Annotated in this window: 22 protein-coding genes; 14 read left to right on the top strand and 8 right to left on the bottom strand. The window is 76.5% G+C overall.

The features are described 5' to 3' along the window. The first annotated feature begins 52 nt into the window (after window positions 1–52). Window positions 53–1,054, top strand: a complete 1,002-nt coding sequence (locus OG550_RS29005; protein WP_327682466.1) for a proline racemase family protein — start codon at window positions 53–55, stop codon at window positions 1,052–1,054. A 431-nt stretch (window positions 1,055–1,485) separates the two neighbouring features. On the opposite strand, the gene dhbC is transcribed toward OG550_RS29005, so the two are convergent. After that, window positions 1,486–2,682: an isochorismate synthase DhbC gene (dhbC, locus tag OG550_RS29000; protein WP_442906091.1), complete on the bottom strand. Its 1,197-nt coding sequence runs from the start codon at window positions 2,680–2,682 to the stop codon at window positions 1,486–1,488. A 317-nt stretch (window positions 2,683–2,999) separates the two neighbouring features. On the opposite strand from dhbC, the gene OG550_RS28995 reads away from it, so the two are divergent. The 3 genes from OG550_RS28995 to OG550_RS28985 all read left to right on the top strand — a co-directional run bounded on the left by OG550_RS28995 (window position 3,000) and on the right by OG550_RS28985 (window position 5,879). Then, window positions 3,000–4,367 (top strand): MFS transporter, encoded by a 1,368-nt coding sequence (locus OG550_RS28995; RefSeq protein WP_327682464.1) that lies wholly within the window; start codon window positions 3,000–3,002, stop codon window positions 4,365–4,367. A gap of 4 nt (window positions 4,368–4,371) precedes the next feature. Continuing rightward, window positions 4,372–5,058, top strand: a complete 687-nt coding sequence (locus OG550_RS28990; protein ID WP_327682462.1) for a TetR/AcrR family transcriptional regulator — start codon at window positions 4,372–4,374, stop codon at window positions 5,056–5,058. 122 nt (window positions 5,059–5,180) lie between these two features. Then, the gene (locus OG550_RS28985) at window positions 5,181–5,879 is read left to right on the top strand and encodes a siderophore-interacting protein (protein ID WP_327682460.1); all 699 of its coding nucleotides are present in this window, start codon (window positions 5,181–5,183) and stop codon (window positions 5,877–5,879) included. Between the two features lie 123 nt (window positions 5,880–6,002). On the opposite strand, the gene OG550_RS28980 is transcribed toward OG550_RS28985, so the two are convergent. Further along, window positions 6,003–7,169: a CapA family protein gene (locus OG550_RS28980; RefSeq protein ID WP_327682458.1), complete on the bottom strand. Its 1,167-nt coding sequence runs from the start codon at window positions 7,167–7,169 to the stop codon at window positions 6,003–6,005. A gap of 626 nt (window positions 7,170–7,795) precedes the next feature. Between OG550_RS28980 and OG550_RS28975 the strand changes: the two genes are divergently transcribed. From OG550_RS28975 to OG550_RS28960, 4 genes are all read left to right on the top strand, one after another. After that, window positions 7,796–8,557, top strand: a complete 762-nt coding sequence (locus OG550_RS28975; RefSeq protein WP_327682456.1) for a universal stress protein — start codon at window positions 7,796–7,798, stop codon at window positions 8,555–8,557. Window positions 8,558–8,719: 162 nt separating this feature from the next. Continuing rightward, on the top strand, window positions 8,720–10,042 hold the full coding sequence (locus OG550_RS28970; protein WP_327682454.1) for a M48 family metalloprotease: 1,323 nt from the start codon (window positions 8,720–8,722) through the stop codon (window positions 10,040–10,042). A gap of 39 nt (window positions 10,043–10,081) precedes the next feature. After that, window positions 10,082–10,504, top strand: coding sequence for a MarR family winged helix-turn-helix transcriptional regulator (locus OG550_RS28965; protein ID WP_327682452.1), 423 nt, complete (start codon window positions 10,082–10,084; stop codon window positions 10,502–10,504). 82 nt (window positions 10,505–10,586) lie between these two features. Next, on the top strand, window positions 10,587–11,783 hold the full coding sequence (locus OG550_RS28960; RefSeq protein ID WP_327682450.1) for a PP2C family protein-serine/threonine phosphatase: 1,197 nt from the start codon (window positions 10,587–10,589) through the stop codon (window positions 11,781–11,783). A gap of 100 nt (window positions 11,784–11,883) precedes the next feature. Here OG550_RS28960 and OG550_RS28955 read toward each other — a convergent pair whose 3' ends face one another. After that, on the bottom strand, window positions 11,884–13,365 hold the full coding sequence (locus OG550_RS28955; protein ID WP_327682449.1) for an ABC transporter substrate-binding protein: 1,482 nt from the start codon (window positions 13,363–13,365) through the stop codon (window positions 11,884–11,886). Next, a complete protein-coding gene (locus OG550_RS28950; RefSeq protein ID WP_327682447.1) occupies window positions 13,356–13,994 on the bottom strand; it encodes a hypothetical protein in 639 nt (212 codons plus the stop codon). The genes OG550_RS28955 and OG550_RS28950 overlap by 10 nt, the downstream gene beginning before the upstream one ends. Window positions 13,995–14,111: 117 nt before the next feature. Here OG550_RS28950 and OG550_RS28945 point away from each other — a divergent pair, with 117 nt between their 5' ends. The 4 genes from OG550_RS28945 to OG550_RS28930 all read left to right on the top strand — a co-directional run bounded on the left by OG550_RS28945 (window position 14,112) and on the right by OG550_RS28930 (window position 18,634). Then, complete coding sequence (locus OG550_RS28945) at window positions 14,112–14,810, top strand: hypothetical protein (RefSeq protein ID WP_327682445.1); 699 nt, start codon at window positions 14,112–14,114, stop codon at window positions 14,808–14,810. Window positions 14,811–14,824: 14 nt separating this feature from the next. Continuing rightward, window positions 14,825–17,071 (top strand): branched-chain amino acid ABC transporter permease, encoded by a 2,247-nt coding sequence (locus OG550_RS28940; protein ID WP_442906090.1) that lies wholly within the window; start codon window positions 14,825–14,827, stop codon window positions 17,069–17,071. After that, window positions 17,068–17,871, top strand: coding sequence for an ABC transporter ATP-binding protein (locus OG550_RS28935; protein ID WP_327682443.1), 804 nt, complete (start codon window positions 17,068–17,070; stop codon window positions 17,869–17,871). Before OG550_RS28940 ends, OG550_RS28935 begins: the two co-directional genes overlap by 4 nt. A gap of 88 nt (window positions 17,872–17,959) precedes the next feature. Then, window positions 17,960–18,634 carry an ABC transporter ATP-binding protein gene (locus OG550_RS28930; protein WP_327682441.1) on the top strand — a complete coding sequence of 225 codons (675 nt, stop codon included), beginning with the start codon at window positions 17,960–17,962 and terminating at the stop codon, window positions 18,632–18,634. Here the strand turns inward: OG550_RS28930 and OG550_RS28925 are convergent. Beyond that, window positions 18,582–19,001, bottom strand: a complete 420-nt coding sequence (locus tag OG550_RS28925) for a MerR family transcriptional regulator (protein ID WP_327682440.1) — start codon at window positions 18,999–19,001, stop codon at window positions 18,582–18,584. The genes OG550_RS28930 and OG550_RS28925 overlap by 53 nt on opposite strands. 76 nt (window positions 19,002–19,077) lie before the next feature. On the opposite strand from OG550_RS28925, the gene OG550_RS28920 reads away from it, so the two are divergent. Beyond that, complete coding sequence (locus tag OG550_RS28920) at window positions 19,078–20,049, top strand: NAD(P)-dependent oxidoreductase (RefSeq protein WP_327682438.1); 972 nt, start codon at window positions 19,078–19,080, stop codon at window positions 20,047–20,049. Window positions 20,050–20,052: 3 nt separating this feature from the next. Here OG550_RS28920 and OG550_RS28915 read toward each other — a convergent pair whose 3' ends face one another. Together OG550_RS28915 and OG550_RS28910 are read right to left on the bottom strand one after the other, a co-directional pair. Further along, a complete protein-coding gene (locus tag OG550_RS28915) occupies window positions 20,053–20,826 on the bottom strand; it encodes an SDR family NAD(P)-dependent oxidoreductase (protein WP_327682436.1) in 774 nt (257 codons plus the stop codon). A 343-nt stretch (window positions 20,827–21,169) separates the two neighbouring features. Next, window positions 21,170–22,126: an NADP-dependent oxidoreductase gene (locus OG550_RS28910; RefSeq protein WP_327682434.1), complete on the bottom strand. Its 957-nt coding sequence runs from the start codon at window positions 22,124–22,126 to the stop codon at window positions 21,170–21,172. Window positions 22,127–22,390: 264 nt separating this feature from the next. Here OG550_RS28910 and OG550_RS28905 point away from each other — a divergent pair, with 264 nt between their 5' ends. Continuing rightward, window positions 22,391–23,866, top strand: coding sequence for a helix-turn-helix transcriptional regulator (locus tag OG550_RS28905; protein WP_327682433.1), 1,476 nt, complete (start codon window positions 22,391–22,393; stop codon window positions 23,864–23,866). Between the two features lie 99 nt (window positions 23,867–23,965). On the opposite strand, the gene OG550_RS28900 is transcribed toward OG550_RS28905, so the two are convergent. After that, the gene (locus OG550_RS28900; protein WP_327682431.1) at window positions 23,966–24,409 is read right to left on the bottom strand and encodes an SRPBCC family protein; all 444 of its coding nucleotides are present in this window, start codon (window positions 24,407–24,409) and stop codon (window positions 23,966–23,968) included. Between the last annotated feature and the right edge of the window lie 33 nt (window positions 24,410–24,442).

Raw genomic sequence — 24,442 nt, 5'->3', positions numbered from 1 at the left:
GACCGACCGGGAACCCCGGCCTCCGACCCCGACCAGACCCCAGAGGGATGACATGCGCACCAATCGAATCTTCCACGCGGTGGACTCCCACACGGAGGGCATGCCCACCCGGGTGATCACCGGCGGCGTCGGGGTGATCCCCGGCGCGACGATGGCGGAACGCCGGATCCACTTCCGCGAGAACCTCGACCACATCCGGACCCTGCTGGTGACCGAACCCCGCGGGCACGCGTCGATGAGCGGGGCGATCCTCCAGCCGCCGACCCGGCCCGACGCGGACTGGGGGGTGCTGTTCATCGAGGTGTCCGGCTACCTCCCGATGTGCGGCCACGGCACGATCGGCGTCGCGACCGTGCTGGTGGAGACCGGCATGGTCGCCGTGACCGAACCGGTCACGACCGTACGGCTGGAGACCCCGGCCGGGCTGGTCGTGGTCGACGTGGCGGTCACCGACGGAGTCGCCCGCCACGTCACCCTGCGCAACGTACCGGCGTTCGCCGAGCGGCTGGACGCCGAACTGGAGGTCCCCGGGTTCGGCACCGTCCGCTACGACGTGGCGTACGGCGGCAACTTCTACGCGATCGTGCGGCTCGACGACTACGGGCTGCCGTTCGACCGGAAGGCCAAGAACGAGATCACGACCGCCGGCCTGGCCACCATGCAGGCGATCAACTCGACCGACGAGCCGGTGCATCCGGAGGACGCCCGGATCCGCGGCGTGAAGCACGTCTACTTCGAGGCACCCGGCTCGGACGCCTCGTACTCCCGCCACGCCATGTCCATCCACCCCGGCTGGTTCGACCGGTCGCCGTGCGGGACGGGCACCAGTGCGCGGATGGCCCAGCTGCACGCGCGCGGCGAGCTGGCGATCGGCGCCGACTTCGTCAACGAGTCCTTCATCGGCTCGAAGTTCACCGGCCGCCTGGTCGAGGAGACCACGGTCGCGGGCCGCCCGGCGGTCGTGCCGACGGTCACCGGCCGGGCGTGGATCACCGGCACCGCGCAGTACTTCCTGTCGCCCGACGACCCCTTCCCGGCCGGCTTCGAGCTCTGACCCGACGACCCGCCGACCCGACAGCCCGACGGCCCGACAGCCGGAGGCCGGACGACCGGAAGCTGGACGAACGGAGGCCGGACGGCCCGAGGCACCCGGCACCCACCGGTGGACGCGTCACGGGGGCACCCGCCGGAACCCGGCGGATGCCCCCGCCGCGTCCGCGGCGCTCCCGCGCGACCCGGCCGTAGGGACCGGGTCCGCGACGGTGCACCCCGCGCCGTGGGGCACACCGTCGCGGCGTCGCGCGGACCACCGCAGTCTCGGGGCGGGCCGCTACCCCTCCGCGGGCCGGTGCCGCCGGGCCGGGCGCGGCGGCGGGCGCCGCACCCCGACGGAGCCGGAACCCGCGGCGGGACCGGCGCCGCCGGCAGGAACGGCGACGGAGACGGCGGTCGAGGCGAAGACGGCCGGGCCGTCCACCGCACCGGTCACCGCGGCACTCCGGCGGCGTCCAGGAAGGTGCGGAACTTGGCGCTGGTCTCGGCGAGTTCGGCCTCCGGGCGGGACTCGGCGACCACGCCCGCCCCCGCGTACACCCGCAGGGTGCGGTCGTCCGCCTCGGCGCAGCGCAGGGTGACCACCCACTCGCCGTCGCCGTCCGCGTCGCCCCAGCCGACCATCCCCGCGTACAGGCCCCGGTCGAACGGCTCGATCTCGCGGATCGCCTCGCGGGCGAGCGGCGTCGGCGTGCCGCAGACGGCCGGGGTCGGGTGGAGGGCGGTGGCCAGTTCCAGGGCCGAGACGGCCGGGTCGGCGAGTTCGGCCGTGATCGTGGTGGCCAGGTGCCACATCGCGGCGGTGCGCACGACGGTGGGGCGCTCCGGCACGTCCAGGGTGCGGCAGTAGGGGGCAAGTGCGGCGCGGATGGCGTCGACCACGACGGCGTGCTCGTGCAGGTCCTTGGGCGACTCCAGGAGCGCGGCGGCCCGGCGGACGTCCTCGCCGAGGTCGGCGCTGCGCGGCACGGAGCCGGCCAGCGGGTTGGCGAGGACGGCCGTGCCGCGGCGGGAGAGCAGCAGTTCGGGGCTGGCGCCGATCAGGGTGCGGCCGGAGCCGGCGGGCACGGCGAAGGTGTAGCCGCCCGGGTCGCGCCGGGCGAGGCGCTGCAGGATCGCGGGCAGGTCGAGCGGCTCGGCGGCGTTCAGCTCCAGCGTCCGGGCGAGCACCACCTTGCTCAACTCGCCCTCGCGGAGCCGTCGGACGGCTTCGGCGACGCCCGCGCCGTAGGCCTCCGGCGCGGGCACCGGCCGGACGTCCCACTCGATGCGGTCGGCGGCCGGGGCGGGCAGGGCGATCAACGGGTCGTCGCCCAGCGCACCGCAGGCGCGGACCCGCGCGGGGACGGCGAGTTCGGCCCGGCTGTCGTGGTCGAACGCCACCGCGCCCACCACCAGCGGGCGTTCGACGCCGTCCCGGCGGGCCTGGGCGAGCGTCTCGGCGACCCGGGCGGGCAGCGGCCGGTCGTCCTGCGGCACCCTGGCGTGCACGCCCTCGGCGAGCAGGGTGCGAGTCGGGGAGGCGAAGAACGCCTGGTCGGGCGCGGCCCGGTACTGGCCCAGCAGTCCGCTGGCCGCGCCTATGGCGGCGTGGTCCGTCCCGGCGGGGGCGTGATGCACCGCGGTCACCTGGATTCCCCCAGTCTGCGAGTGGCCGCCGGGCGCGCGAGCTCGGACTGCTGCACAGGAAAGTCCCCTCCGACCAACAACATTAGGTAAGCCTAACCTAACACAATCGCACGACCCCGCCGAGGGGTCGCCGGGGGCTCGTGACGCCGGACATGAAGGTAGACGCAACGTTGCGTCCGGTGTACGGTCGCATCGAGACGCAACGTTGCGTCCATGATCGTGGAGCCCGCCACCGGCCGAAGTGGCCCCACCCTGAACGGCACCGCCCGTCACGCACGGGCCGGCCGTGCCCTCCCCCTCCGCAAAGGAGCCTCCCCGTGCCCTCCGCCCCGCCGGGCCGCACCGCCCCACCCGGACCCGCCGGACCGCCCGCCGGTCCGCTCGCCCCCTCACGCCCCCTCGCGCAGGCCGCCATCGCCCTCGCCTTCTGGGTGACGATGGCCGGCACCACCGTCCCGACCCCGCTCTACCCGCTCTACCAACACGCCTTCGGCTTCTCGCCGTTCATGGTCACGGTGATCTTCGCCGTCTACGCGCTGGGCGTCGTCGCCGGGCTGCTCACCCTCGGCAGGCTCTCCGACCAGATCGGCCGCCGCCCCGTGATGGCCGCCGCCCTGCTCTTCGCCGCGGCGGCCGCCGGACTCTTCGAGGCGGCCGACTCGCTGCCCTGGCTGCTGACCGCCCGGGTCCTCTCGGGCTTCGGCGCGGCCCTGATCACCGGCTCCGCCACCGCCGCCCTGCTCGACCTCGCCCCGCCCGAACGGCGCCTGCGCGCCCAGACCCTGGCCCTCGCCGCCAACATGGGCGGCCTGGCCGGCGGCACCCTCTTCTCCGGCATCCTGGCCGAATGGGCCGGCTCGCCGCTCCGGCTGCCCTGGACGGCGACCCTCGTCCTCACCGCCGCCGCCCTGCTCGGCCTGTTCGCCGTCCCCGAGACCGTCCCCGCCGCGATACGTGCCGCCGGGGTCCGCCTCCGCCTCCAGCCCCTGCGCATCCCGGCCGGAATCCGCCCCGCCTTCCTGCGCGCCGCGCTCGCCGGCGGCGCCGGGTTCGCCGCGACCGGCGTACTGACGGCGGTCAGCGGGCTCTTCCTCGCCACCGTGCTCGACCTGCGCAACCACGCGCTGACCGGCCTGGTCGTCGCCGTCGCGTTCGCCGCCATCGCCGTCGGGCAGCTGCTCGTCCGCGTGCTGCCCCCGGCCCGCGCCCTGCCGCTGGCCTGCGCCGGACTCGTCCTGGCCGCCGCACTCGTCGCCGGCGCACTGCTCACCGAGGCACTGGTGCCGCTGCTCCTCGGCGCCTGCGTCAACGGCCTCGCCGCGGGCGCCGCCATCGGCACCGGACTCGGCGCCATCAACGGCGGGGTCGCCCCGGAGCGTCGCGGCGAGACCGTCTCCACCTTCTTCGCCGTGCTGTTCTCGATGCTCTCGGTGCCGGTCATCGGGGTCGGCGTGCTCATCCAGGCCACCGGGCTGCGGACGGCCGGGGTCACGTTCAGCGCGGTGGTCGCCGCCCTGGCGGTCGGCGTCGCGGCCGGTCTGGTCCGGCGCCCGCGCGCGAGGACGGCGACGCCCTCCGGCCCGGCCCCCGGCGACACGGACAGCGGCGCGAGCGGCGGCGCGAGCGGCGGCGCGGACACGGCGGGCCCGCCGTCCGCCCTGGCCGGTCCGACCGGGGAGGCATGAGAAGATGACCACGACCGACACCCCCGGCCAGCCGCCCCCGCACAAGGACCCGAGCACCATCGCCGCCCAGCCCCGCCCCGCCACCGGCAGCAGCACCGGTAGCAGCCGCCGCAGTGAGGCCGCGCGCCTGGCCGTGCTGAACGCGGCCGACGACCTGCTCGTGGAACACGGCTTCGAGGGCCTCACCATCGAGGGCATCGCCACCGCGGCCGGGGTCGCCAAACAGACCATCTACCGCTGGTGGAAGTCCAAGGTCGACATCCTCTTCGACAACCTCGCCCTCGACGCCACCACGGGCCTGGCCTGGCCCGACTCCCCGTCCACCCCCGCCGATCTGCGCGCCTACGTCCACCGGTTCGCCACCTTCCTCGGCGAGGAGCCGGCCGGCCGGGTCCTCCAGGCCCTCCTCGGGCACGCCCAACTCGACTCCCGTACGGCCGAGTTGCTGCACAGCGGCTTCCTGGACGGCCTGCGCGCCCGCGACGTCGCGCACACCCGCGCCTGCCTCGGCCCCACCGGTGGCACCGAGGGCGACGACGCCGGGAACGACGGGCGGAGCGACTCCGACGACCGGGCCGCCGACCTCCTCGACGCCCTGCTCGCCCCGCTCTACCACCGGGTGATGGTGCTGCGCCGCCCGCTGGACTCCGCGTTCGTCGACGCACTGCTCGACCGGCACCTGCCGGGCTGACCCTCCGCCCGCCGCGCGCCCTTCCCCGCCTGTTCCCCTCCGCCCTTCCACGGGCCTCCCCGCGTTTCCCCGACTCCCCCTTCTCCGGCCCGTGTCCACTCCGGGCCCCCTCAGGAGCCATCATGTTCCGCCGCGCCCGACCGACCTTCGACGTGCACGTCGTCGCGGTCACCCCGCTCACCTCCGCACTCGTCCGGCTCACCTTCACCGGCCCCACGCTGGGCGACCTCTCCATCGAACACCCCACCCAGTGGGTCAAGTTGGCGATCCCCGAGGGCCACTCCCGGGCCTACACCATCCGCCACCACCGCCCGGCGGAACTGGAGGCGGACATCGACGTCGTCCTCCACGGCAACGGCCCGCTCGCCCGCTGGGCCGCCGTCGCCCGCCCCGGCGACCGGGCGCAGCTGGCCGGACCGCGCGGCAGCCGGCCCTCGTTCGAGGGCGCCGGGCACGTCCTGCTCGCCGCCGACGAGAGCGCCCTGCCCGCCGCACTCACCATCGTCGAACAACTCCCGCCGGGCGTACCGGTCTCCGCCTTCGTCGAGATCGGCGAGGCCGGGGCCACCCTGCCCCTCCCGGAGCGGGCCGGCCTCACCGGCCACTGGCTCGTCCGCCGCCCGGACCGACCGAAGGGCACTCTGCTCGCCGACACCCTGCTGGCCGCCGACGTCCCCGACGGCACCACCGCCTGGCTGGCTGGCGAGGCGCACGCCGTCGCCGGGATCAGGCGCCACCTGCTCACCGATTGGTCCCTCCCGCGCGAACGCGTCCACGCCAAGGGCTACTGGAAGCACGGCGAGTCCGACCACAAGGGCTGAGGCCGCACCGGGTCCGCCGTCCCGCCGGAGACCGCCGGAGACCGCCGGGGCCGCCCGGGGATCCCGGACGCCGGGGCCCCGGGAGGGCGCCGGAGCGGCGGGACGCCGTACGGGCGCGTCGGCTCAGCGCGCCGCGGCGGGCGCGGGGGTCAGCCCGGTGCAGCCGCGCAGGCCGTCACGCCGCTTGAGCGCGGCGGTCGCCGCCGCACCCGTCTGCGGGACGGGCACGCCGGTGTCGTCGATGGTCGCCGGGGCGAACGCCTCGCCGACCACCTTCCCGGCCGGGGTCACCGTCAGCGTCGTCACGCCGGTCTCGTTGGAGTTGGCGTAGTTGGACGTGCCGTACCAGAGGAAGTTGCCGAAGCCGTACCCGACGTAGGTGTTGCCGAGCATGCCCGAGCCGAGCATGGTGTGCGCGTGGGTGCCGACCACGGCCGTCGCGCCGGCGGTCGCGAGCTTCCGGGCGATGGTGGTCTGGGCGGTGGTCGGACAGGCCTTGCCCTCGTCGCCCCAGTGCAGGTAGACGAGCACCACCGGCGCCTGCTGCTTCGCCGCCTGGACGGCCTTGACCAGTGCGGTGGCGTCCAGCGCCGAGGCGATGCCGGGCTTGCTCGCGCCTGCGCGCCACTTCTGGTTGGTCAGGTCCTCGACCTGGCTGGCCGCGACCACCGCGACCTTCACCCCGCGCACCGTGGACACGTACGGGGCGTACGCCTCCTGCGAGTTGCGGCCGAAGCCGACGATCGGAACCGGCGAGGAGGCCTTGGCGGCGAGGGTGTCGGCGAGGCCGTCGGCGCCGAAGTCCACCGCGTGGTTGTTGGCGAGGGACACCACGTCGACACCGGAGTCCTTGAGCGCGGTGAGCGCCTTGGGCGAGGTGCGGAAGGTGTACGTCTTGGCCTCGGGGGCGCCGCGGTCGGTGATCGCGGTCTCCAGGTTGAGCACGGAGAGGTCGGCGGCCGAGAGCGTCCTGGCGATCGGGCCGAGCGCCGTCTCGGGCGCCTTCACGGCCAGCCGCGCCTCGGTGCGGCCCTCGAAGTGCACGTCGCCCGCGAACGCCACGGTGATGCTGCCGTCGGGGCGGGGGGCGCCCGCCGCGCCGTCGGTGGAGGCGGGGTCGTCCGGGGTGCCGGACGCCCCGGGGGAGGCCTTGGCCGCGTCGGCGGCCGCACTGGCGGCCTTCGCCTCCTTGGCCGCCTTGACGGCGGCCGGGTCGGGGTCGTCCGGCCCGCAGGCGGCGACGGGTATCAGCCCGAGCAGCAGTGCGACGGCGGCCGCGGCACGGCGCATGTGTTCCCCCCGTGGGTCGGTCGAAGAGCGCGGTCAGCCTACGCCACTCCCCCGCACCCTCTCCGCCACGCCGCCACAAGCAGCACCCGCCCGTCGCCCCGCGTTCGATCTCCCCTGGGGCGTGTTTGCAAAGTCCCGCCGGGGCCGCGACGCCGGGCATCCCGCCTGAACGCACACCCGAATCGCCCGAGTACGTCCAGTACGAGGACGATCCGGGCGCACGCCCAGCCGGGCGCCCAACGCCGCGGCCTGGTCCGACGCGACTTTGCAAACACGCCCCCGGGCGTGGCGGCGGCCCTTCCCGGGCGTTTCCCCGCGGCCTTCCCGGCACCCCCCGCCGTGTGCCGCCACGGGGTGCGGCGGCGGATGCGGGCCGGTGCCGCCTCCCGGGGCAGCGGACGCGAACCGGACGGCGCGTCCGTCCTTGCGGGCCCGGGCCTCCCGGTCCACCGGCCGCAGGACCTGCCGTCCCAACCGTCCGCCCGATCCGGCCGGGACGTCCCTGGCGCCGGGCCCGCCCCGGCGCGCAGCGTGGAGGAGGGGAGGAAGGTGGAGGAGGGGAGGAAGGTGAGAGGGGGGAGGACGGGACGGGCGGGGGCCGGGGTTCGAAGGGCAGGTGGTGCACGATGGCCGGCACGGAGGCGGCGGGCCCCCGGCGGCGGATCGTGGTCGGGATCGACGGTTCGGCGCCGTCGGAGGAGGCCTTGCGCTGGGCCGTCGGCCAGGCACTGCTGACCGGGGCGGTGGTGCGGGCGGTGGCCGCGTGGGAGTACCCGTCGCTGTACGGCTGGTTCGTGCCGATGGTGAACGAGGGCTACGAGCAGGCGGCGCGGCGGACCCTGACCGACGAGGTGGACGACGTGGTCGGCCGCGAACGGCCCGTGGAGATCCACGAGAGCCTCGTCCTCGGACACGCGGCCGAGGTGCTGCTGGAGGCGGCCGAGGGCGCGGACCTGCTGGTGCTCGGCAACCGCGGCCGCGGGGCCTTCGCCCGGACGCTGCTGGGCTCGGTGAGCGCACGGTGCGCGGTGCACGCGCCCTGCCCGGTGGTGATCGTCCGGGAGGACGGCAGCGCCGGGCCGCCGCCCCGGCCGGCCGCGGCCGCGGCGGGTGCGGGGGCGGCACCGGGCGGGGAGGCGGCCGTCCGCACCAAGGACTGGCAGCTGAACCTGCACGTGGTCGAGGACCGCGACACCACCCGGGTGCACGCCGTCCTGGACGCCGACGGGCGCGTGCTGCGCAGCGACGCCCTCGCCCGCCGCAACCCGCGCGACGCCCCGGCGCCCGCGGTGGGCGACGAGTTCGCGGTCGGCCGCGCGCTGGTCGACCTCGGCCACCGGTTGCTGCGCGCGGGCACCCACGGCGCCACGGGGCGGGCGGAGGAGTGACATGCTGATCCGCGGGCGGCGCCGGACCGTGGACGGCCGGGCCGCCGCCCCCTGCCACCGACACCCGACCTTCGAGCTTCGACCACCGGCCCCCGACGGCTGACGGCCGACCGGCAGCAGCCGGCGGACGACGGCCGACGGATCTCAGACGACGGATTACAGATGACGGACTCTGTCAGCCTGCCTCCCGGCGACCCCGCACCCATCCCCGCGCCCCCGCCCTCCTCGACCCCGCCCTCCTCGACTCCGCCACCCTCGACCCCGGCCCCCACCACTCCGCTGCCCTCGGCCCCGGCCCCCACGCCCCCGGCGCCCACGCCCCCTTCCGGGCCGGGAGGCGACTTCACCCCCGCCCAGCGCGCCCGGGGCCGGGCACTGCGCCGCGCCCAGCTCCCGTGGGCGCTGGGCGGGCGGCTGGCCGGTCTGGCGCTGACGCTCGTGCTGGGGCTGACGCCGGCCGGGGCCGGGATGGTGACGGCGGTCGGCGGCTGGTTCGGCGGTTCCCGCACGGCGGAGGTCCTGGCCGGCGCGGGTGCGCTGGTGCTCCTCGGGCAGGCGGCGCAGCTGCCGTTCGGCGCGGGCGCCCGGACGGTGCGCGCCCGGTTCGGGCTGGTCACCCAGGGCTGGGCCGGCTGGGCGGTGGACGTCCTGCGCGGACTCGCCCTCACCCTCGCCCTGGCACTGCCGGTGGCGTTCGGCCTGTACGCGCTGACCGACCGGTCGCCGGACCGCTGGTGGATCCCGGCGGCGGGTGCGGCCGCCCTGCTGACGGCCGCGCTCTCCTTCCTCTACCCCCTCCTCGTCGAGCCGGTGTTCAACCGGTTCTCGCCGATGGAGAGCGGACCGCAGCGCGAGGCGCTGCTGGCGCTCGCCGAACGGGACGGCGTCCGCGTGCGGGACGTCCTGGTGGCGGACGCCTCGCGCCGGACGACGGCCCTGAACGCCTACGTCTCGGGCCTCGGCGCGACGCGGCGGATCGTCGCGTACGACACGCTGCTGTCGACCGCCGAGCCGCGCGAGGTGGAGCTGGTGGTGGCGCACGAACTCGGGCACGTGAAGCACCGGGACGTGCTGACCGGCACCGTGCTGGGCGCCGTGGGGGCGGCGGTCGTGGTGGCGCTGCTCGGTCTGGCGGTCGGCTGGGGTCCGCTGCTGTCGGCCGCCGGTGCCGCGGACGCGGCCGATCCGCGTTCGCTCCCGCTGATGGCGGCGTGCGCGGCGCTGCTGGGCGCGCTGTCCGGCCCGGTGCAGTGTGCGGTGAGCCGCCGGGTCGAGGCCCGGGCCGACCGGCATGCCCTCGAACTCACATCGGATGCCGAGCAGTTCATCGCGATGCAGCGCAGACTGGCACTGACCAACGTGTCCGACGTCGACCCGCCCCGGATACTGGAGCTGCTGTTCGCCACCCACCCGAGCGCGACGCGCCGGATCGCGGCGGCCCGCGCGTGGCAGGCCCGCCGCACCCCGCCCGAAACCGTTGTATAGTGCAACAAATAACGGCAAGCCCGAGGAGGTGGGTCCACCATGCCCGACCGCGAGACGTCGATCGACACCATCCAGCGTGAGCTGACCGCCTTCGCCCGCCGCGCCCGCCACAAGGCCTCGCAGCTGCATCCGGACCTCTCCCTGGTCACCTACAGCATCCTGGACCTGATCACCGAGCGCGGCGGCTGCCGGGCCGCCGACGTCGCCGCGCACTTCATGCTCGACAAGTCCACCGTCAGCCGCCAGGTCACCGCCCTGGAGAAGCTCGGCCTGCTGCGGCGGGAGACCGACCCCGAGGACCAGCGCGGCCAGATCCTGCGCGCCACCGAAGCCGGCCTCACCCTGCTGCGCGAGGCCAACGAGCAGCGGCGGATCTCCTTCTCCGCCCGCTTCACCGGCTGGTCGGACGAGGACGTCGCACGGTTCGCCGACTACCTGGCCCGCTACGGCGCCGAGGACTGACCGGCCGTTCCCGCCCCCGGCCCCGCCCCTCCGAGCACCTCCCCGGGTGCGGCGGACCACCCGGACGGTGTACAGAGGAGGGGTGCCACTCCGGCAGCTCCCCCGCGACCGGCGCCGGCCGTGGCGGCTCGACCGCCGCGCGCTGACGGCACTGCCGCTCGCGCTGATCGTGCTGATCACCGTGGTCGACGTGCTCTCCCCGCCGGAGATCCACCTCGGCCCGCTGCTGATCGTCGCCCCCGCGCTCACCGCCTCCTTCGCCGGTGCCCGGGCCACCGCCGTCGTCGCCCTGCTCTCGCTCGCCGCACTGACCGTGATCGGCGTCCTGCGCGACGGTGTCACCACCACCAACCACGAGACCCAGCTCGGTGCACTGCTCGCCGTCTCGGCCCTGATCGTCGTCCTGCGCGCCCTGCGCGACCGGCACGAACGCGAGCTGGCCCAGGTCCGCTCGGTGTCCGAGGCGGCCCAGCGCGTCCTGCTGCGCCCGCTGCCCGACCGGATCGGCCCGCTCCACCTCGCCTCCGTCTACCTGGCCGCCGAGGCCGAGGCACAGGTCGGCGGCGACCTGTACGCGGCGGCCCGCACCGCCACCGGCACCCGGCTGCTGGTCGGCGACGTGCGCGGCAAGGGCCTCTCCTCGCTCGGCGACGCCGCGCTGCTGCTCGGCGCCTTCCGCGCCGCCGCGCACCTGCACGCCGACCTCCCCGGACTCGCCCGGTACCTGGACGGCAGCATCGCCTGGGACCTCGCCCAGCTCGCCGAACAGCAGCGCGCGCCGAAGCACCTGCCCCAGCACCCGCCCCAGCACCTGCCGCAGCGGGCGCGGCAGCCGCGCGACCCGCCGCCGCCGGCCCCGGAGGACAGCGGCGAGTCGTTCATCACGGCCGTCCTCCTGGAGATCCCGGACGACGGCCGGGTGGTCCGCCTGGTCGACTGCGGCCACCCGCCCCCGCTGCTGCTGCGCGCCGACGGCGTCACCCCGCTGGACTCCCGCCGGCCGGCGCCCCCGCTGGGGCTCGGCGAGCTGGCCCCGGCGCCGTACGAGGTCGAGGAGTTCCCCTTCCTGCCCGGCGACCGGCTGCTGATCTACACCGACGGCGTGATCGAGGCCCGGGACTCCGAGCGGCGCTTCTACCCGCTCACCGAGCGGCTCACGGCCCACTGCGCCGACCGTCCGACCGCCCTGCTGCACCACCTGCGGCACGACCTGCTCGCCCACGTCGGCGGCCGGCTGGACGACGACGCGGCGATGGTCGTCGTGGAGCGGCTCGACTGAGCCCCCGGAGGCACGGAGGAGCCGCACGAGCCGCACGGGCCACACAGGCGATACAGGCCACGCGGGCCACGCGGGCCGCACGGGCACCCGGCCGGACGGCTCACGGCCGGTACGGCAGCTGCGGCACCTCGAAGCAGGTGGTGGTCATCGACTCCACCTGGGTGACCCAGCCGCCGCGTCCGTCCTCGGCCGAGTCCTGCCACCGGGCGGCGTTCAGGCAGGCCCGGGTGAGCCCGGTCGGCGGCGGCTTCGGGACGAACGAGGCGGGCAGGAGCAGCCCGTGCGCGTCGTACGGCTCGGCGCGGTCCATGAACCCTTCGACGCAGGCCCGGGTGAGGTCGGCGCCGCACGGGTCCATCGCGTCGGTGAGCCACTGGGCGCCCGCCCAGCCCTCCAGCTCCCAGGCCGACAGGAGCGGCTCCCGGTCGGGGAGGTAGCGGGCCGTCGCGGCCCGGAACGCGGCCACCGCCGGGTACCGGACGTCCTCGTAGTTGAGCGAGGAGGAGGTGGCCCAGAGCACGTTCCGGCAGGTCGGCGAGGCCTGGTAGTCGGTGCGGACGCTCTCCGACCAGTTCTGCACGTTGGTCACCTTGGCGGTGATCCGGGTGCCCGAGTCGTCGAGGGCCCGGCAGAGCGCGGCGTTGCCCCGGGTGTCCATGGCGTCGAAGAGCAGTTGCGAGCCGTCGGCCCGGACGGCGGCGGCGACGGCCTGGAAGTTGGGCAGCGCGAAGTCCACCGTCTGGGTGAGCACCCGGTACCCCTCGGCCTCCAGGCCGGCCCGCAGCTGGGCGGCGTAGCGGGCGGAGTCGGCCTGGTTGTAGGCGACCACGGCGGCGGTGTCCGCCCCCAGCCGCTCCTTGAAGAAACGGAACACCTCGGTGGTCTGGTAGAGCGTGCCGTTCCAGCCGACGGCGTTCCCGTCGCGCGGCGCGCCGCTGCCGTAGATCCCGTACAGGTGCGGCCACCGCTCGTACGCCGTGCCGATCGGCTGGCCCCCGACGTCCGGCACGCCCTTGCCGCTGACGTACGGGGCTCCGGCGTAGTCGAGGACGCTGCCGGAGACGAGGGCGAAGACGTGCTCCCGGTCGATCAGCCGGTGCACGCAGTCCTGGTTGCCGATGCCGCTGCCGCCGTCGTCGCAGGTGACGAGCCTGACGGTGCGGCCGTGCAGGCCGCCGCGGGCGTTGAGGTCCTCGAAGAAGGCCTGGGCGCCGTAGCGCGGTCCGCTGAACACCTCGCTGCCGACCGGGCTGGTCAGCGAGGTGACGATGCCGATCCGGATCTCGGTCGGGGTGACACCGGTGTCGGAGGCCGGGTTGCCCGTGCCGGACGTGCCTCCGGTCGCGCCGCCGGATGCGCCGCCCGGGGTGGGGCGTGCGCTGAACGCCTGGTCCGGAAGGCGGGTGCCGCAGCCGGTCGCCAGGAGGAGGCCGAGGACGACGGCGAGCACGAGGGCGGGGACCGACGGCGGGGGGACCGGCACCGGGGCCCGGGCGGTGCCCGCCGACGCCCGGCGGCGGGCGGGCCGCCGACGGGGGGAGCCGTCGACGGCCCGGGGCCACGGGACCGGGATCAGCTGCATCCGGGGATCGGGCTGCCACTGGCGGTGGCGGCCTGGACGAGCAGACCGCAGATGGTGGAGCGGGAGACCTTCCAGGTGCCGTTGTCCAGCACGGCCTGGCCGGTGGCGGCCGGCTCGACCACGCTGCCCTGGAGCGACAGCTCGTAGGTGACGGTGGCATCGGTCGCCGAGGTGAACGCCACGTTCGTCACCTTGGCCTGCACCTGGCCGAGGCGCGGGTCCTGCGAGAAGCCCTGGAGCGCGGGGAGCAGCACGTCACCGTTCTGGAGCAGCGTGGCCTTCTCCGGGATCGGGGTGGTGGGGTCGAAGAACTTCTGCCAGTTGGCGGTGACCTCGTTCGTCGCCGTCGCCGGGTCGGCGGGCGCGGTGCCGCCGGCGGAGGCGCTCGCGCTCCCCGACGCCGAGGCGGACACCGAGGCGGAGGCGGACGCCGAGGCCAAGGCCGAGGCCAGGGCCGAAGCGGAGGCCGCCGCGGAGCCCCCGGCGGGCGGCGACGAGGTGCTCCCGGACCCGGAATCACTGCTGCTGCACCCCGCCACCGCACCGGCCAGCAGCAGCGCGAGCAGGACGCCCGCCGACCGCAGGACCGGGTCGTCGCCCCGACGGGTGCCGCTCTGCCTCACGTGCATGGTGTTCCTCTCGGCTGCCGGGACGACGGCCGCCGCTGGGGTCGGGTCCGCCGGTCTCCGGATGCTGTTCCAGGCCGATCCTGGAAATGTCGCAGGTGACACCATGAAGGCGGATCCATGGACGAATCGCAATCCGGGGGACGAAACACCCGGTCCGTCACGGACGGGGCGCTGCCCGGCCGTCACGGCCTCGGCGTGCCGGCCGCCGCCGCCCGGGCGGTGCGCGCCGCCCGGGAGAACCACGAGTGGCCCGGCTGGGTCCTCGCGGCGGTCGGGACGGTGCTCTGCGTGCTGGGCTGGTACGGGGTCTCCGGCGAGAGCTTCGCCGAGCAGCAGATCCCGTACCTGGCCTCGGCGACCATCCCCGGCGCGGCGCTGATCGTGGCGGGCGTCGTCCTCGTCGCGCTGCGCTCGCCCGGACGGTTCGGGCCGCTTCCTCCGCCTCCCCCGCCGGGCGCCGGTGCGGGGCCGACGGAGACGGACCGCCGGGTCGAGCAGCTCCACGCCCTGCTGGTCGAGCCGGCCCCGGCCGGACGGGCCGAGGGGGCCGAGGGGGCCGAAGCCGGGGACGGGGGCGAGGACGACCCCGGACCGCTGCTGGCCGTCCCCGCCGGCACGCTCTACCACCGCCCGGACTGCGTGCTGCTCGCGGACAGACCCGCCGTCACACCGGTCGACGCGGCCGCCGTCCGGGACCGGGGGCTCGCACCCTGCGGTCTCTGCGACCCGCCCGCCCCGCCCGGGGCCGGACCCGACGGACCCGGTACCCCGGGCGCTCCCGGCCGTCCGGACGCCCCCGCCCCGCCGACCGTCTGACGGGAGCTGCCCCGGTGCCCGTCTCCGCCCTCACCTCGCCCCTCACCGCGCCCCTCACCGATCCGGCCCGTGTGACCCAGCTGGCCGATGCGACCGGCCTGACCGTCGACCTGGCCCTCGCCGGACTCACCGTCGGCAGCGCCGCCGCGCTGAGCGGCATCGGCCTGGTCGTCTGCCACCGCGCCACCGGCGTGCTGAACCTCGCCCAGGGCGCCCAGGCGATGCTGATCGCCTACCTGGTGCGCGACCTCGTCGTGGTGCGGCACTGGCCGGTCTGGCCGGCGCTGGCGTGCTGCCTGCTGCTGGTCGCGCCGGCCCTCGGCGTCCTGCTCGACCTGCTGGTCTACCGCCCGCTGCAGCGCCGCGGTGCCGGACCGGCCGAGACCATGGTGGCCGGGCTCGGCGTGTTCGTGCTGCTCATCGGGGTGGTGGTGATGGTCTGGGGCACCGCGCCGCTGGCCGGGGCGCCGTCCCCGTTCGGCGGTACGCCGAACGGGCTTCCGGGCGGGCACACGCTGCGGCCGGACGCGGTGGCGCAGCTGGTCGCCATCCTGGTCCTCGCCGTGACGGTGGGCGTGACCACCCGGTTCACCCCGTTCGGGCTCCGCGTCCGCGCGGTGGTGGACGACCGGCGGCTCGCCGAACTGGCCGGGGTGGACGCCGACCACGTGTCCGCGGCCGGCTGGGCGTTCGGCTCGTTCACGGCCGGACTCGTCGGAGTGGCCCTCGCGCCCTACCTGCTGCTGGACCCGTACGGGCTGCCGCTGCTGGTGATGGAGACGATGGCGGTGGCGGTGGCGGCACGGTTGCGGAGCATCCCGGTGGCCGTGGTGACCGGGCTCGGGCTGGGGGTCCTGCAGGCCGAGCTGACCAGGCTGCGGCCGGCCGGGCAGCTGCTGCCGCTGGTCCAGGCGGTGCAGGCGAACCTGTTCGTGGTGGCGCTGCTGGTCGCCGCGCTGCTGGCCGGGCCCCGGATTCCGGGTGGCCGGAGCGCCCCGGGGGCGGCGCCGGGGGCATGGGTCCCGACGGCGGCCGGGGCCCGCGGCGCGACGGCCGGGGACGGTAGCGGCGGCGGGGGCGGGGGCGGCAAGGGCGGAGGTGGCGAGGACGGCAGGGGCACCGGGGGTCTCAGGGCCCTCGGGGAGAGGGGTGCCGGGGGCAGGTGGGCGGCGCGCGCGGTCTGTCTGGTGCTGCTCCTGCTGCCGCTCGGCTTCCGCGAGGACGACCTCCGCGGTGCGCTGTCGGTGCCCGCGCTGGCGCTGGTCCTGCTGTCGATCGTGGTGGTGACCGGGTACGGCGGGCAGATCTCGCTCGGCCAGGCCGGGTACGCGGGGCTGGGCTCGCTCGGCACGGCGCTGCTGATGTCCGGGCGGGTCCCGGGGCTGCCGCCACTGCCCGCCGCGCCGGCGCTGTTGCTCGCCGTGCTCGTGACCGCGCCGCTCGGGCTGCTGACCGGCTGGCCGGCCATCCGCCGACGGGGGCTGGCGCTGGCGCTCGTCACCTTCGCGGTCGGGACGACGCTGAGCCGGTTCGTCTTCCAGCAGCCCTACGCAACCACCGGGCTGACGCTCGACCGGCCCGCCTTCCTGTCCGGGGACCGGGCCTTCTACGTCACCGAACTCCTGCTGCTGGCAGCAGGCTTGGTGACGGTACGGGCCCTGCACGGCGGACGCCGCGGGCGGGCCCTGAGTGCGTTGCGCGACCACGAGCCGGGGGCGGCCGCGGCGGGGATCGACGTGGCGGGGCTGAAGCTGTTCGCCTTCGTGGCGGGGGCGGCGCTGGCCGCGCTCGGCGGCGGGCTGATGGGGATGGCCGGGCGGGCGTTCGACGCGGCCTCGTTCGACCCGGTGCGCGGGCTGCTCTGGTTCGCGGCGGTGGTGGTGGCGGGTGCGGACAGTGCGCTGGGGGCGGTGCTGGCGGCGGCCCTGCTGATCGGCCTGGACGCGGGGACGGTGGCGGGGGTGTCGGCGGTCGCGGTCGGCGTGCTGGCGGCCGGGATCGGCCGGCTGCCGGGCGGTCTCGCGGGAACGGCGAGGCGGTGGACGGCGAGGCGGTGGACGGCGGCGCGGTGGGCCGCCCGGCCCGCGGGCACCGGGCGGCCGTCCGGACCGGCGGCTCCCGCGCTGCCGCCCGGCCGGCTCACCCCGGCGGGGCGGCGGGTGCGCGCACTGCTCGCCGATCGGCGGGCCGGTGCCGCCGCCGCAGCGCCCGTCCCCGCCGCGCCCGTACCCGCACCCGCCCCCGGGGAGGCGGGGCCGTGAGCGGGCTTCCCGGTGCCCGGCTGACGGCCCGGGGCGTGGTCCGCCGCTACGGGGGGATCGAGGCGGTGGCCGGGGTGGACCTGGCCGCGCCGCCGGGCCGGGTCACGGCCCTGATCGGGCCGAACGGCGCGGGCAAGAGCACCCTCTTCGACTGCCTCGCCGGCACCGTCCGCCCCGACTCCGGCCGGGTGCTCCTCGGCGGGCGGGACGTCACCCGGCTCCCGGTGCACAGCCGGGTGCGGCTGGGCCTGGCCCGCACCTTCCAGCAGATCGCCGTCTTCCCGACCCTGTCGGTGGCCGACAACGTCCGGGTCGGCGCGGAACAGCCGTCGGGCCCGCGCCCGCGCACGCACCGCGCGACGGCCGGAGAAGCGGGGGGAGAGGCCGCCGAGGCGGCACCGGAGCGGAGTGCCGAACAGGCCGCGGAGCGAACCGAGCGGGCCCTGCGCCTGTTCGGCCTGCTCGACGTGGCGGCGCAACCGGCCGGCGGACAGCCGACCGGCGTGCTGCGCCTGGTCGAACTGGCCCGGGCCCTGGCGGGCGAACCCCGCGTCCTGCTGCTGGACGAACCGGCCGCGGGCCTGGACACCGCGCAGACCGCACGGCTCGTCACCGTCCTGCGCGGTCTCGCGGACCACGGCATGGCGCTGCTGCTGGTCGAGCACGACCCCGGTCTGGTCGCCGAACTCGCCGACACCGTCTACGCGATGGCCGACGGCCGGGTGGTGGCCGCCGGACCGACGGCCGCGGTCCTGGGCGACGCCCGGGTGGCCCGGGCGTGGGGCGGGGAGCCGCGGTGACGGCCGACCACCCGCCCCTCCCCGGCGCCCCCTCCCTCCCCGTCGCCCCCTCCCCGTCGCCCCCCCCGTCGCCCCCCCGGAGCACTCCATGCCCGCCGAAGCCTCCCTCCTCTCGGCCCGTGTGCAGTACGGACCGCTGGAAGCCCTTCACGGCGTGGACCTGGCGTTTCCCCCCGGCCGGGTCACCGTGCTGCTCGGGCGCAACGGCTCCGGGCGGACGAGCGTGCTGCACGCGCTCGCCGGGGTCGTACCGCTGTCCGCCGGGCGGGTCGTCTGGCGGGGGCGGGACGTCACCGGGCTCGGCGTCCACCGGCGGGCCCGGCTCGGGCTGGCGCTGGTACCGGCGGAGCGGGCGGTGTTCGGCTCGCTCACCGTCGCCGAACACCTGGCGCTCGGCGGCGGGGCGCCGGGCGGCGAGGCGACGGCCCTGTTCCCCGAACTGTCCGCACTGCTCCCCCGCCGGGCCGGAGAACTCTCCGGCGGCCAGCAGCAACTCGTCGCCGTGGCAAGGGCCCTGAGCACATCGCCCCGGCTCCTCCTGCTCGACGAACCGGACCGCGGTCTGGCTCCCGCGATGACCGCCCGGCTGCACGCGCACCTGCTGGCCACCGCCACCCGCGAGGGCCGGACCGTGCTGGTGACGGCGCAGGAACTCCCGCGCACGCTCGACCGGCCGGGCGTCGTCGTGCACGTGCTGCACCGGGGAGAGGTCAGCTTCTCCGGGGAGCCTGCCGAGCTGAGAACGGCTCCGGACGCGGGGTGACGATCAGTTCGACCGGGGCCGCTGCCGCCGCTATCTCGTCCAACAGGCCGCGGGCGGACTCCAGTTCGCCGATCATGCCGGTGATGCGGGCGCGCTCCCGGGCCAGCCCGGCGGCCAGTTCGGGGCAGGTCGGCCCGGGCCGCCGTTCGCCCGGGGCCGGCAGGCCGTGCAGGATCTCGCCGATCACCGCGGAGTTGAGGCCCGCCGCGAGCAGCGTGCGGATGCCGTGGACGGTGCGGACGTCCCGCTCGCCGTACTCGCGGTAGCCGCTGGGACGGCGTTCGGGGGTGAGCAGCCCCTGCTCCTCGTAGTAGCGCAGCGCCCGGGTGCTCACCCCGGTCAGCCGGGCCAGTTCTCCGATCCGCACCGGCTGCCACCTCCAGTCCCCGCGCCGGCTCCGGCGCTTGACCTTCACGTCGACGTGAAGGCCTAGCGTAACGGCCGTGACAGCGAACCGGTCGTACTCGACCAGCAATCCATCCGACCTCCCGACCCGCCCTTCCCCCACCCCTGTTACCGTGCTCGGCCTGGGCCCGATGGGCCGGGCGCTGGCCGCCGCCCTGCTGGCGGCCGGCCACCCGGTGACGGTGTGGAACCGCACCCCCGGGCGGGCCGACGACCTCGCCGCACGGGGCGCGGTGCCGGCCGCGAGCGCCGCCGGGGCCGTCGCCGCCGCCCCGCTCACCCTGCTCTGCGTCCGCGACGACGCCGCCGTACGGGCCGTGCTCGGCGCGGCCGGACCCGCACTGCGCGGCCGGACCCTGGTCAACGCCACATCGGTCGGCCCTGAGCAGGCCCGCGCCACCGCCGACTGGGCCGGCGCGAACGGCGTGCGGCTTCTCAACGCCGCGGTCCTCAGCCCCGTTTCGACCATCGGCGGCCCGGCCGCGGTGATCGTGTGCAGCGGCGAGGAGCAGGTGTTCCGCGCCCACCGCCCCGTCCTGGACGCGCTCGCCGGGACGGTGAACCACCTCGGCGCCGATCCCGGCCGGGCGGCCGTCTACGACACCGCCCTGCTCGACCTGTTCTGGACCACCGTGCACGGCTGTCTGCACGCCTTCGCACTGGCCCGGGCCGAGGGCGTCCGCGCCGCCGAACTCGCCCCGTACGCACAGGGTCTGCCGAGGATGCTGCCGGCTCTGCTGGACGAGTGGGCGAGGTCGGCGGACGAGGGCCGGCACCCGGGCGACCGGAGCACGGTGGCCTCCGGCGCCTCGGGCCTGGCGCACGTCGCCCGCACCGCCCGCGCCCGGGGCCTGGACACCGGCGTCCTGGACGCCGCCCTGGCCCTCACCGGACGCGCGGTCGCGGCGGGGCACGGTCCGGCCGGGGTCTCCGTCCTGGTGGAGACCATCGCGGGAGCGGCGGCGGCCCCCGTACCGGCAACCGTCCCCGCGGACACCGCCACGGGCTGACGGTCACTGGGCGAGGTAGCCGCCGTCCACCGGGAGCACCACGCCGGTGACGAACGAGGCCTCGTCGGAGGCCAGGAACAGGACGGCGGCCGCCACCTCCTCCGGCACGCCGAGGCGGCGCATGGGATGGAGCCGCTCGATGGCGGCGAGGTACTCCGGGCCGCCGGGTTCGTGCCGAAGGCGGGCGACCCGTTCGGTGGCGATCGTGCCGGGGGCGACCGCGTTGACCCGGATGCCCCGGTCGGCCCACTCCACCGCGAGGTGCTTGGTGAGACCGGAGGCGACGAACTTGGCGGGGCCGTAGACGGCCTGGCCCCGCTGCCCCGCCTCGCCGGAGATGGAGGAGACGCAGACGATGGCGCCGCCGGCCGCCGCGGCCATCGCCTCGACCGCGTACTTGCAGGTGAGGAACATGCCCCGGCCGTCGACGGCCATCACCCGGTCCCAGTCCTCGGCTCCCGCCTCGGTGATCTCCATCAGCGGGATCACCCCGGCGTTGGCCACCAGGACGTCGATCCGGCCGTGCCGTTCGACGGCGGCGCGGATCATCCGGCGGGCGTCCTCGTCCCGGGAGACGTCGCCGACGACCGTGCTGACGGCCTGCGGCAGCCGTTCGGCCAGCCGCCGCAGGCCGTCACCGTCGAGGTCGGTCGCCACGACCGACGCGCCCTCCCGGGCGAAGCGCTCGGCGACGGCGCGGCCGATGCCGTTCGCCGCGCCCGTCACCACGCACGACTTCCCGGCCAGCCGGCCGCCGGGACCACCCGTCTCCGTCATGGGACGGGACTGTAGCGGCGGCGGGCCCCTCGGCCCGGCCACCCGTCGACGCAACGCCCGACGCGTTCACCCCGTGGGAGCGCCCGCGCCGACGGGCGGGGGGCGGATGCCCGGGCCCGGCGTCCGGACGGGTCGCCCCCACGACGCCGCGCCACCCGCCCCGCTCGGGCCCCGCCGAAAGCCCCTCGGCCCCGCCGCACAGCGCCGCCGGACGACCGGGCCCCCGGCCTGCCGACCGACCGTGCCGCCACCCGTACTGCGCCTCGGCGCATCGGCGGGGCCGCAGGGCGGCAGGACGGCGCGTCAGCGGATCAGCACGTCACCGGGTCAGCACGTCACCGGGTCAGCCGACGGTGAGCACGATCTTGCCCCGCACGTGGCCGCGCTCGCTCTCGCGCTGGGCCTCGACCGCCTCCGCCAGCGGGTAGACCCGGTGCAGCGGCAGGTTCAGCCCGCCCTCCTCGTGCAGGGCGAGCGCCCCCGCCAGGGCCGGGCCCTGGTAGTCGGCGGGCTCGGTGCCACCGGTGAACCGCACGCCGTGCTCGGCGGACCCGGGGATGTCGGCGATGGTCAGGACGTTCTCCGCTCCCCCCGCCAGCTCGATGGAGAGCGGCAGGACGTCGCCGAGCCCGGCCACGTCCAGGACCCGGTCCACACCCTCGGGGGCGGCGGCCCGGACCCGCTCGGCCAGCCCGTCCCCGTAGACGACCGGGACGGCGCCCAGCTCGCGCAGGTACGCGTGGTTGGCCTCGCTCGCGGTGCCGACCACCCGGATCCCGCGCTGCCGGGCGAACTGCAGCACCACCGTGCCGACCCCGCCCGCCGCGCCGTGCACCAGCAGGGTCTGGCCGGCTTCGAGGCCCAGCAGGTCGAGCGAGCGCCACGCGGTCTCGGCGGCCACCGGGATCGCCGCGGCCTCCTCCCAGCCGAGTGCGGCGGGCTTGCGGGCCAGCTTGTCGGCCGCCGCCAGCACGTGCTCGGCGTAGCCGCCGCCGTGGACCGAGCCGAACACCTCGTCCCCGACCTGCCAGGCGGTGACACCCTCGCCGACCGCCTCCACGACGCCCGACACCTCGTAGCCGGTGACGGCCGGGAAGTCGACCGGGAAGAACTCGGTGATCGAGCCCGAACGCACCTTGTGGTCCAGCGGGTTGACGCCCACGGCGCGGACCGCCACCCGCACCTGGCCGGCGCCGGGTGCGGGCAGCTCGATCTCGATCGGGCCGAGCACGTCGAGGCCGCCGTACTCCGCGAAGCCGATGGCCTTGGTCGGAAGGGTGCCGGGGGTGGCGTCGGTCATGGGGATCCCACCGTTCTCTCGCTCTGTGTCCGCCGGGGGCGGCCGGGCCGCCTGAACAGCCGGTACGGGCCGTCAGGGGTGGCCCGGACGGCCCGGAACGGCCCGGGCGGCTGGAAGGTGTCGCGGACCCGGTGGCCGGAACGGCGCCGGGGCGACGGTTCAAGCCTGGTCGCCGCGGCGGTGATCCCCGGCCCGCCGTTCGGCCGGTTCCGCCTGGCCGTTCGGCCGGGCTGCGCCGGACGGGCCCGCACTACGCTGGACGGCATGGTGGAACAGGCACGCGCCACGGACCGGGCCCGCGCGACGGCGCCGTCCCGGCGGGCGGAACAGGCCCGGGCGGCCGAACAGCCCCGCACGCCGGACCGGACCCGCACCCCGGACCGGCCCCGCGGCGCCGACCGGACCCGCGGCGGCGAACCGGCCCCGTCCCCCTGGGACCGCCCCGAGGCCGCGCTGGCCCGCGTCGTGGAGGTGCTGCGCACCCCCCGCCCGGCGATCATGACGAGGCTCTCGGAGGTGCTCGCCGACCTCGTCCCCCACGTCGCACTCGCCCAGCTCAGCGGCGTCTGCACCTACTCCCCGACGAGCGCCTTCGGCCCCGAGGAGCTCGCCGCCCGGATCACCAGCCCCGAACTCGCCCGGCTCGCCGAGTCGGTGCCGCCCGGCCGGCCGTGGCAGGGCGAGGCGGTCCTCGCCGGGCGCTCCCGGCCGGCGGTCGCGGTGGCCTCGGCACCGGCCGGCAGCAACGGTGCGCTGCTGGTGCTGGTGCGGGCCACGACCGGGTCACCCGCTCCGCTGCCCGAACCGACGCTCGGCCTGCTCCAGCAGCTGTGGGAGCTGGTGACCACCCACTCGCACCACCGGGCCATCGACGCGGCCCCGGCGCACGCCGCCGCCTCCCGCGCCTCGGCCGGCGCGCGGGCCCGCGCGATCGCCGAGCTGAGCGGCGCGCACGCCTCCGCGCTCTCGGCGATCCTCGCGCCGCTGCGCTCCGCCGCCCTGGACGACACCACCGCCCGGCGCAGCGCCACCGAACTGGCCGTCACCGCCCTGCTGGACCTGCGCGGCGCCGCCGACCTCGACCGCGAGCTGAGCGAGGAGCCCGCGGCCACCGCGTTCGCCCGTCTCGCCGACGTGCTGCGGCCGCTGCTGCGGCACACCCCGGTCCGCCTGGACCTGCTGGCGCCGACGGCCGGCGACCGGTCCGTCCCCGCCGACACCGCGCACACCGCGCGGGCGGCCGTCCGGTCCACCGTGCTGGCCATGCTGGAGCAGGACGGGCTGGGGCGTCTCCACGTGAGCTGGCAGTTCGTGGACGGCACGCTGCGCGCCGTCGTCCGGGACGACGGTCCGGGGCTGCTCACTCCGGACGCGCTCGCCGTCCACCGCACCGCCGACCGGATCGCCGCCCTGGCGGGCCGGCTGACGGTCGACGCCGTCCCCGGCTGGGGCACCACGGTCACCGTCGACCTGCCGCTCCACGTGGCGGTGGCGCCGGCCGCCTCGGTGGATCCCCTGGAGGGCCTCCAGCCGCGGGAGTTGGAGGTGCTCGACCAGCTCGCCCAGGGCCGCCGCAACCGGGAGATCGCGCAGGCGCTGCACATCAGCGAGTCGACGGTGAAGTTCCACGTGGCCAACATCCTGGCCAAGCTGGGGGTCGCCTCCCGGGGCGAGGCCGCCGCCCTCGCCCACCGCGCGGGCCTGCCCTCGACGCCGCCGCCCCTCTACGCGGCGTCCTGACCCGGCGGGCGGGGCGCACGGGTACCGGGGCGGGACGGGCCCACAGCCCCGGGAGCCGTCCGCCGGGCGGCGGACGGGACGGCGGTCAGCCGGGCGGCGTCACGACCTCTCGACGGCGGCCTTGATGCGGCTGCCGAAGGCGGGGGCGTCCTTGCGGGCCGCGCGGAGGGCCGGGGAGACCAGGAGCTTGCCGATCCCGTGCCCCTCCAGGACGTTGAAGATCCGGACCCGGGTGCCGCCGCCCGGGAGCGGTTCGAGGTCGTAGCCGCCCTCGGCGGTGATCAGGTTCTTGCTCTGCTCGCTCCAGCGGATGGTGCGCGGGGCGTCCAGCGCGGTGATGCGGAACTCCCGGGAGGTCTTCATCCCGGCGTCCTTCACCGTGCTGCGGAAGACGGTTCCGACGGTGGTGGGGCCGTCCGGGGTCTTCTCGATCGACTGGACCCGGGGGCTGAAGTCCGGGTCGTTGCGGCCGTCCGCCAGGTAGGCGAAGACCTGCTCCACCGGGCGGTCGACCTCGACGCTCGCATCGAACATTCCGGACATGCCGACTCCTCGCGGGATGCGGTCGGGTGCCAC

This window comes from Kitasatospora sp. NBC_00458, assembly GCF_036013975.1.
In the GTDB taxonomy this organism is placed as follows: Bacteria; Actinomycetota; Actinomycetes; order Streptomycetales; family Streptomycetaceae; genus Kitasatospora.
This window is presented reverse-complemented; position numbering and strand designations above follow the sequence as displayed.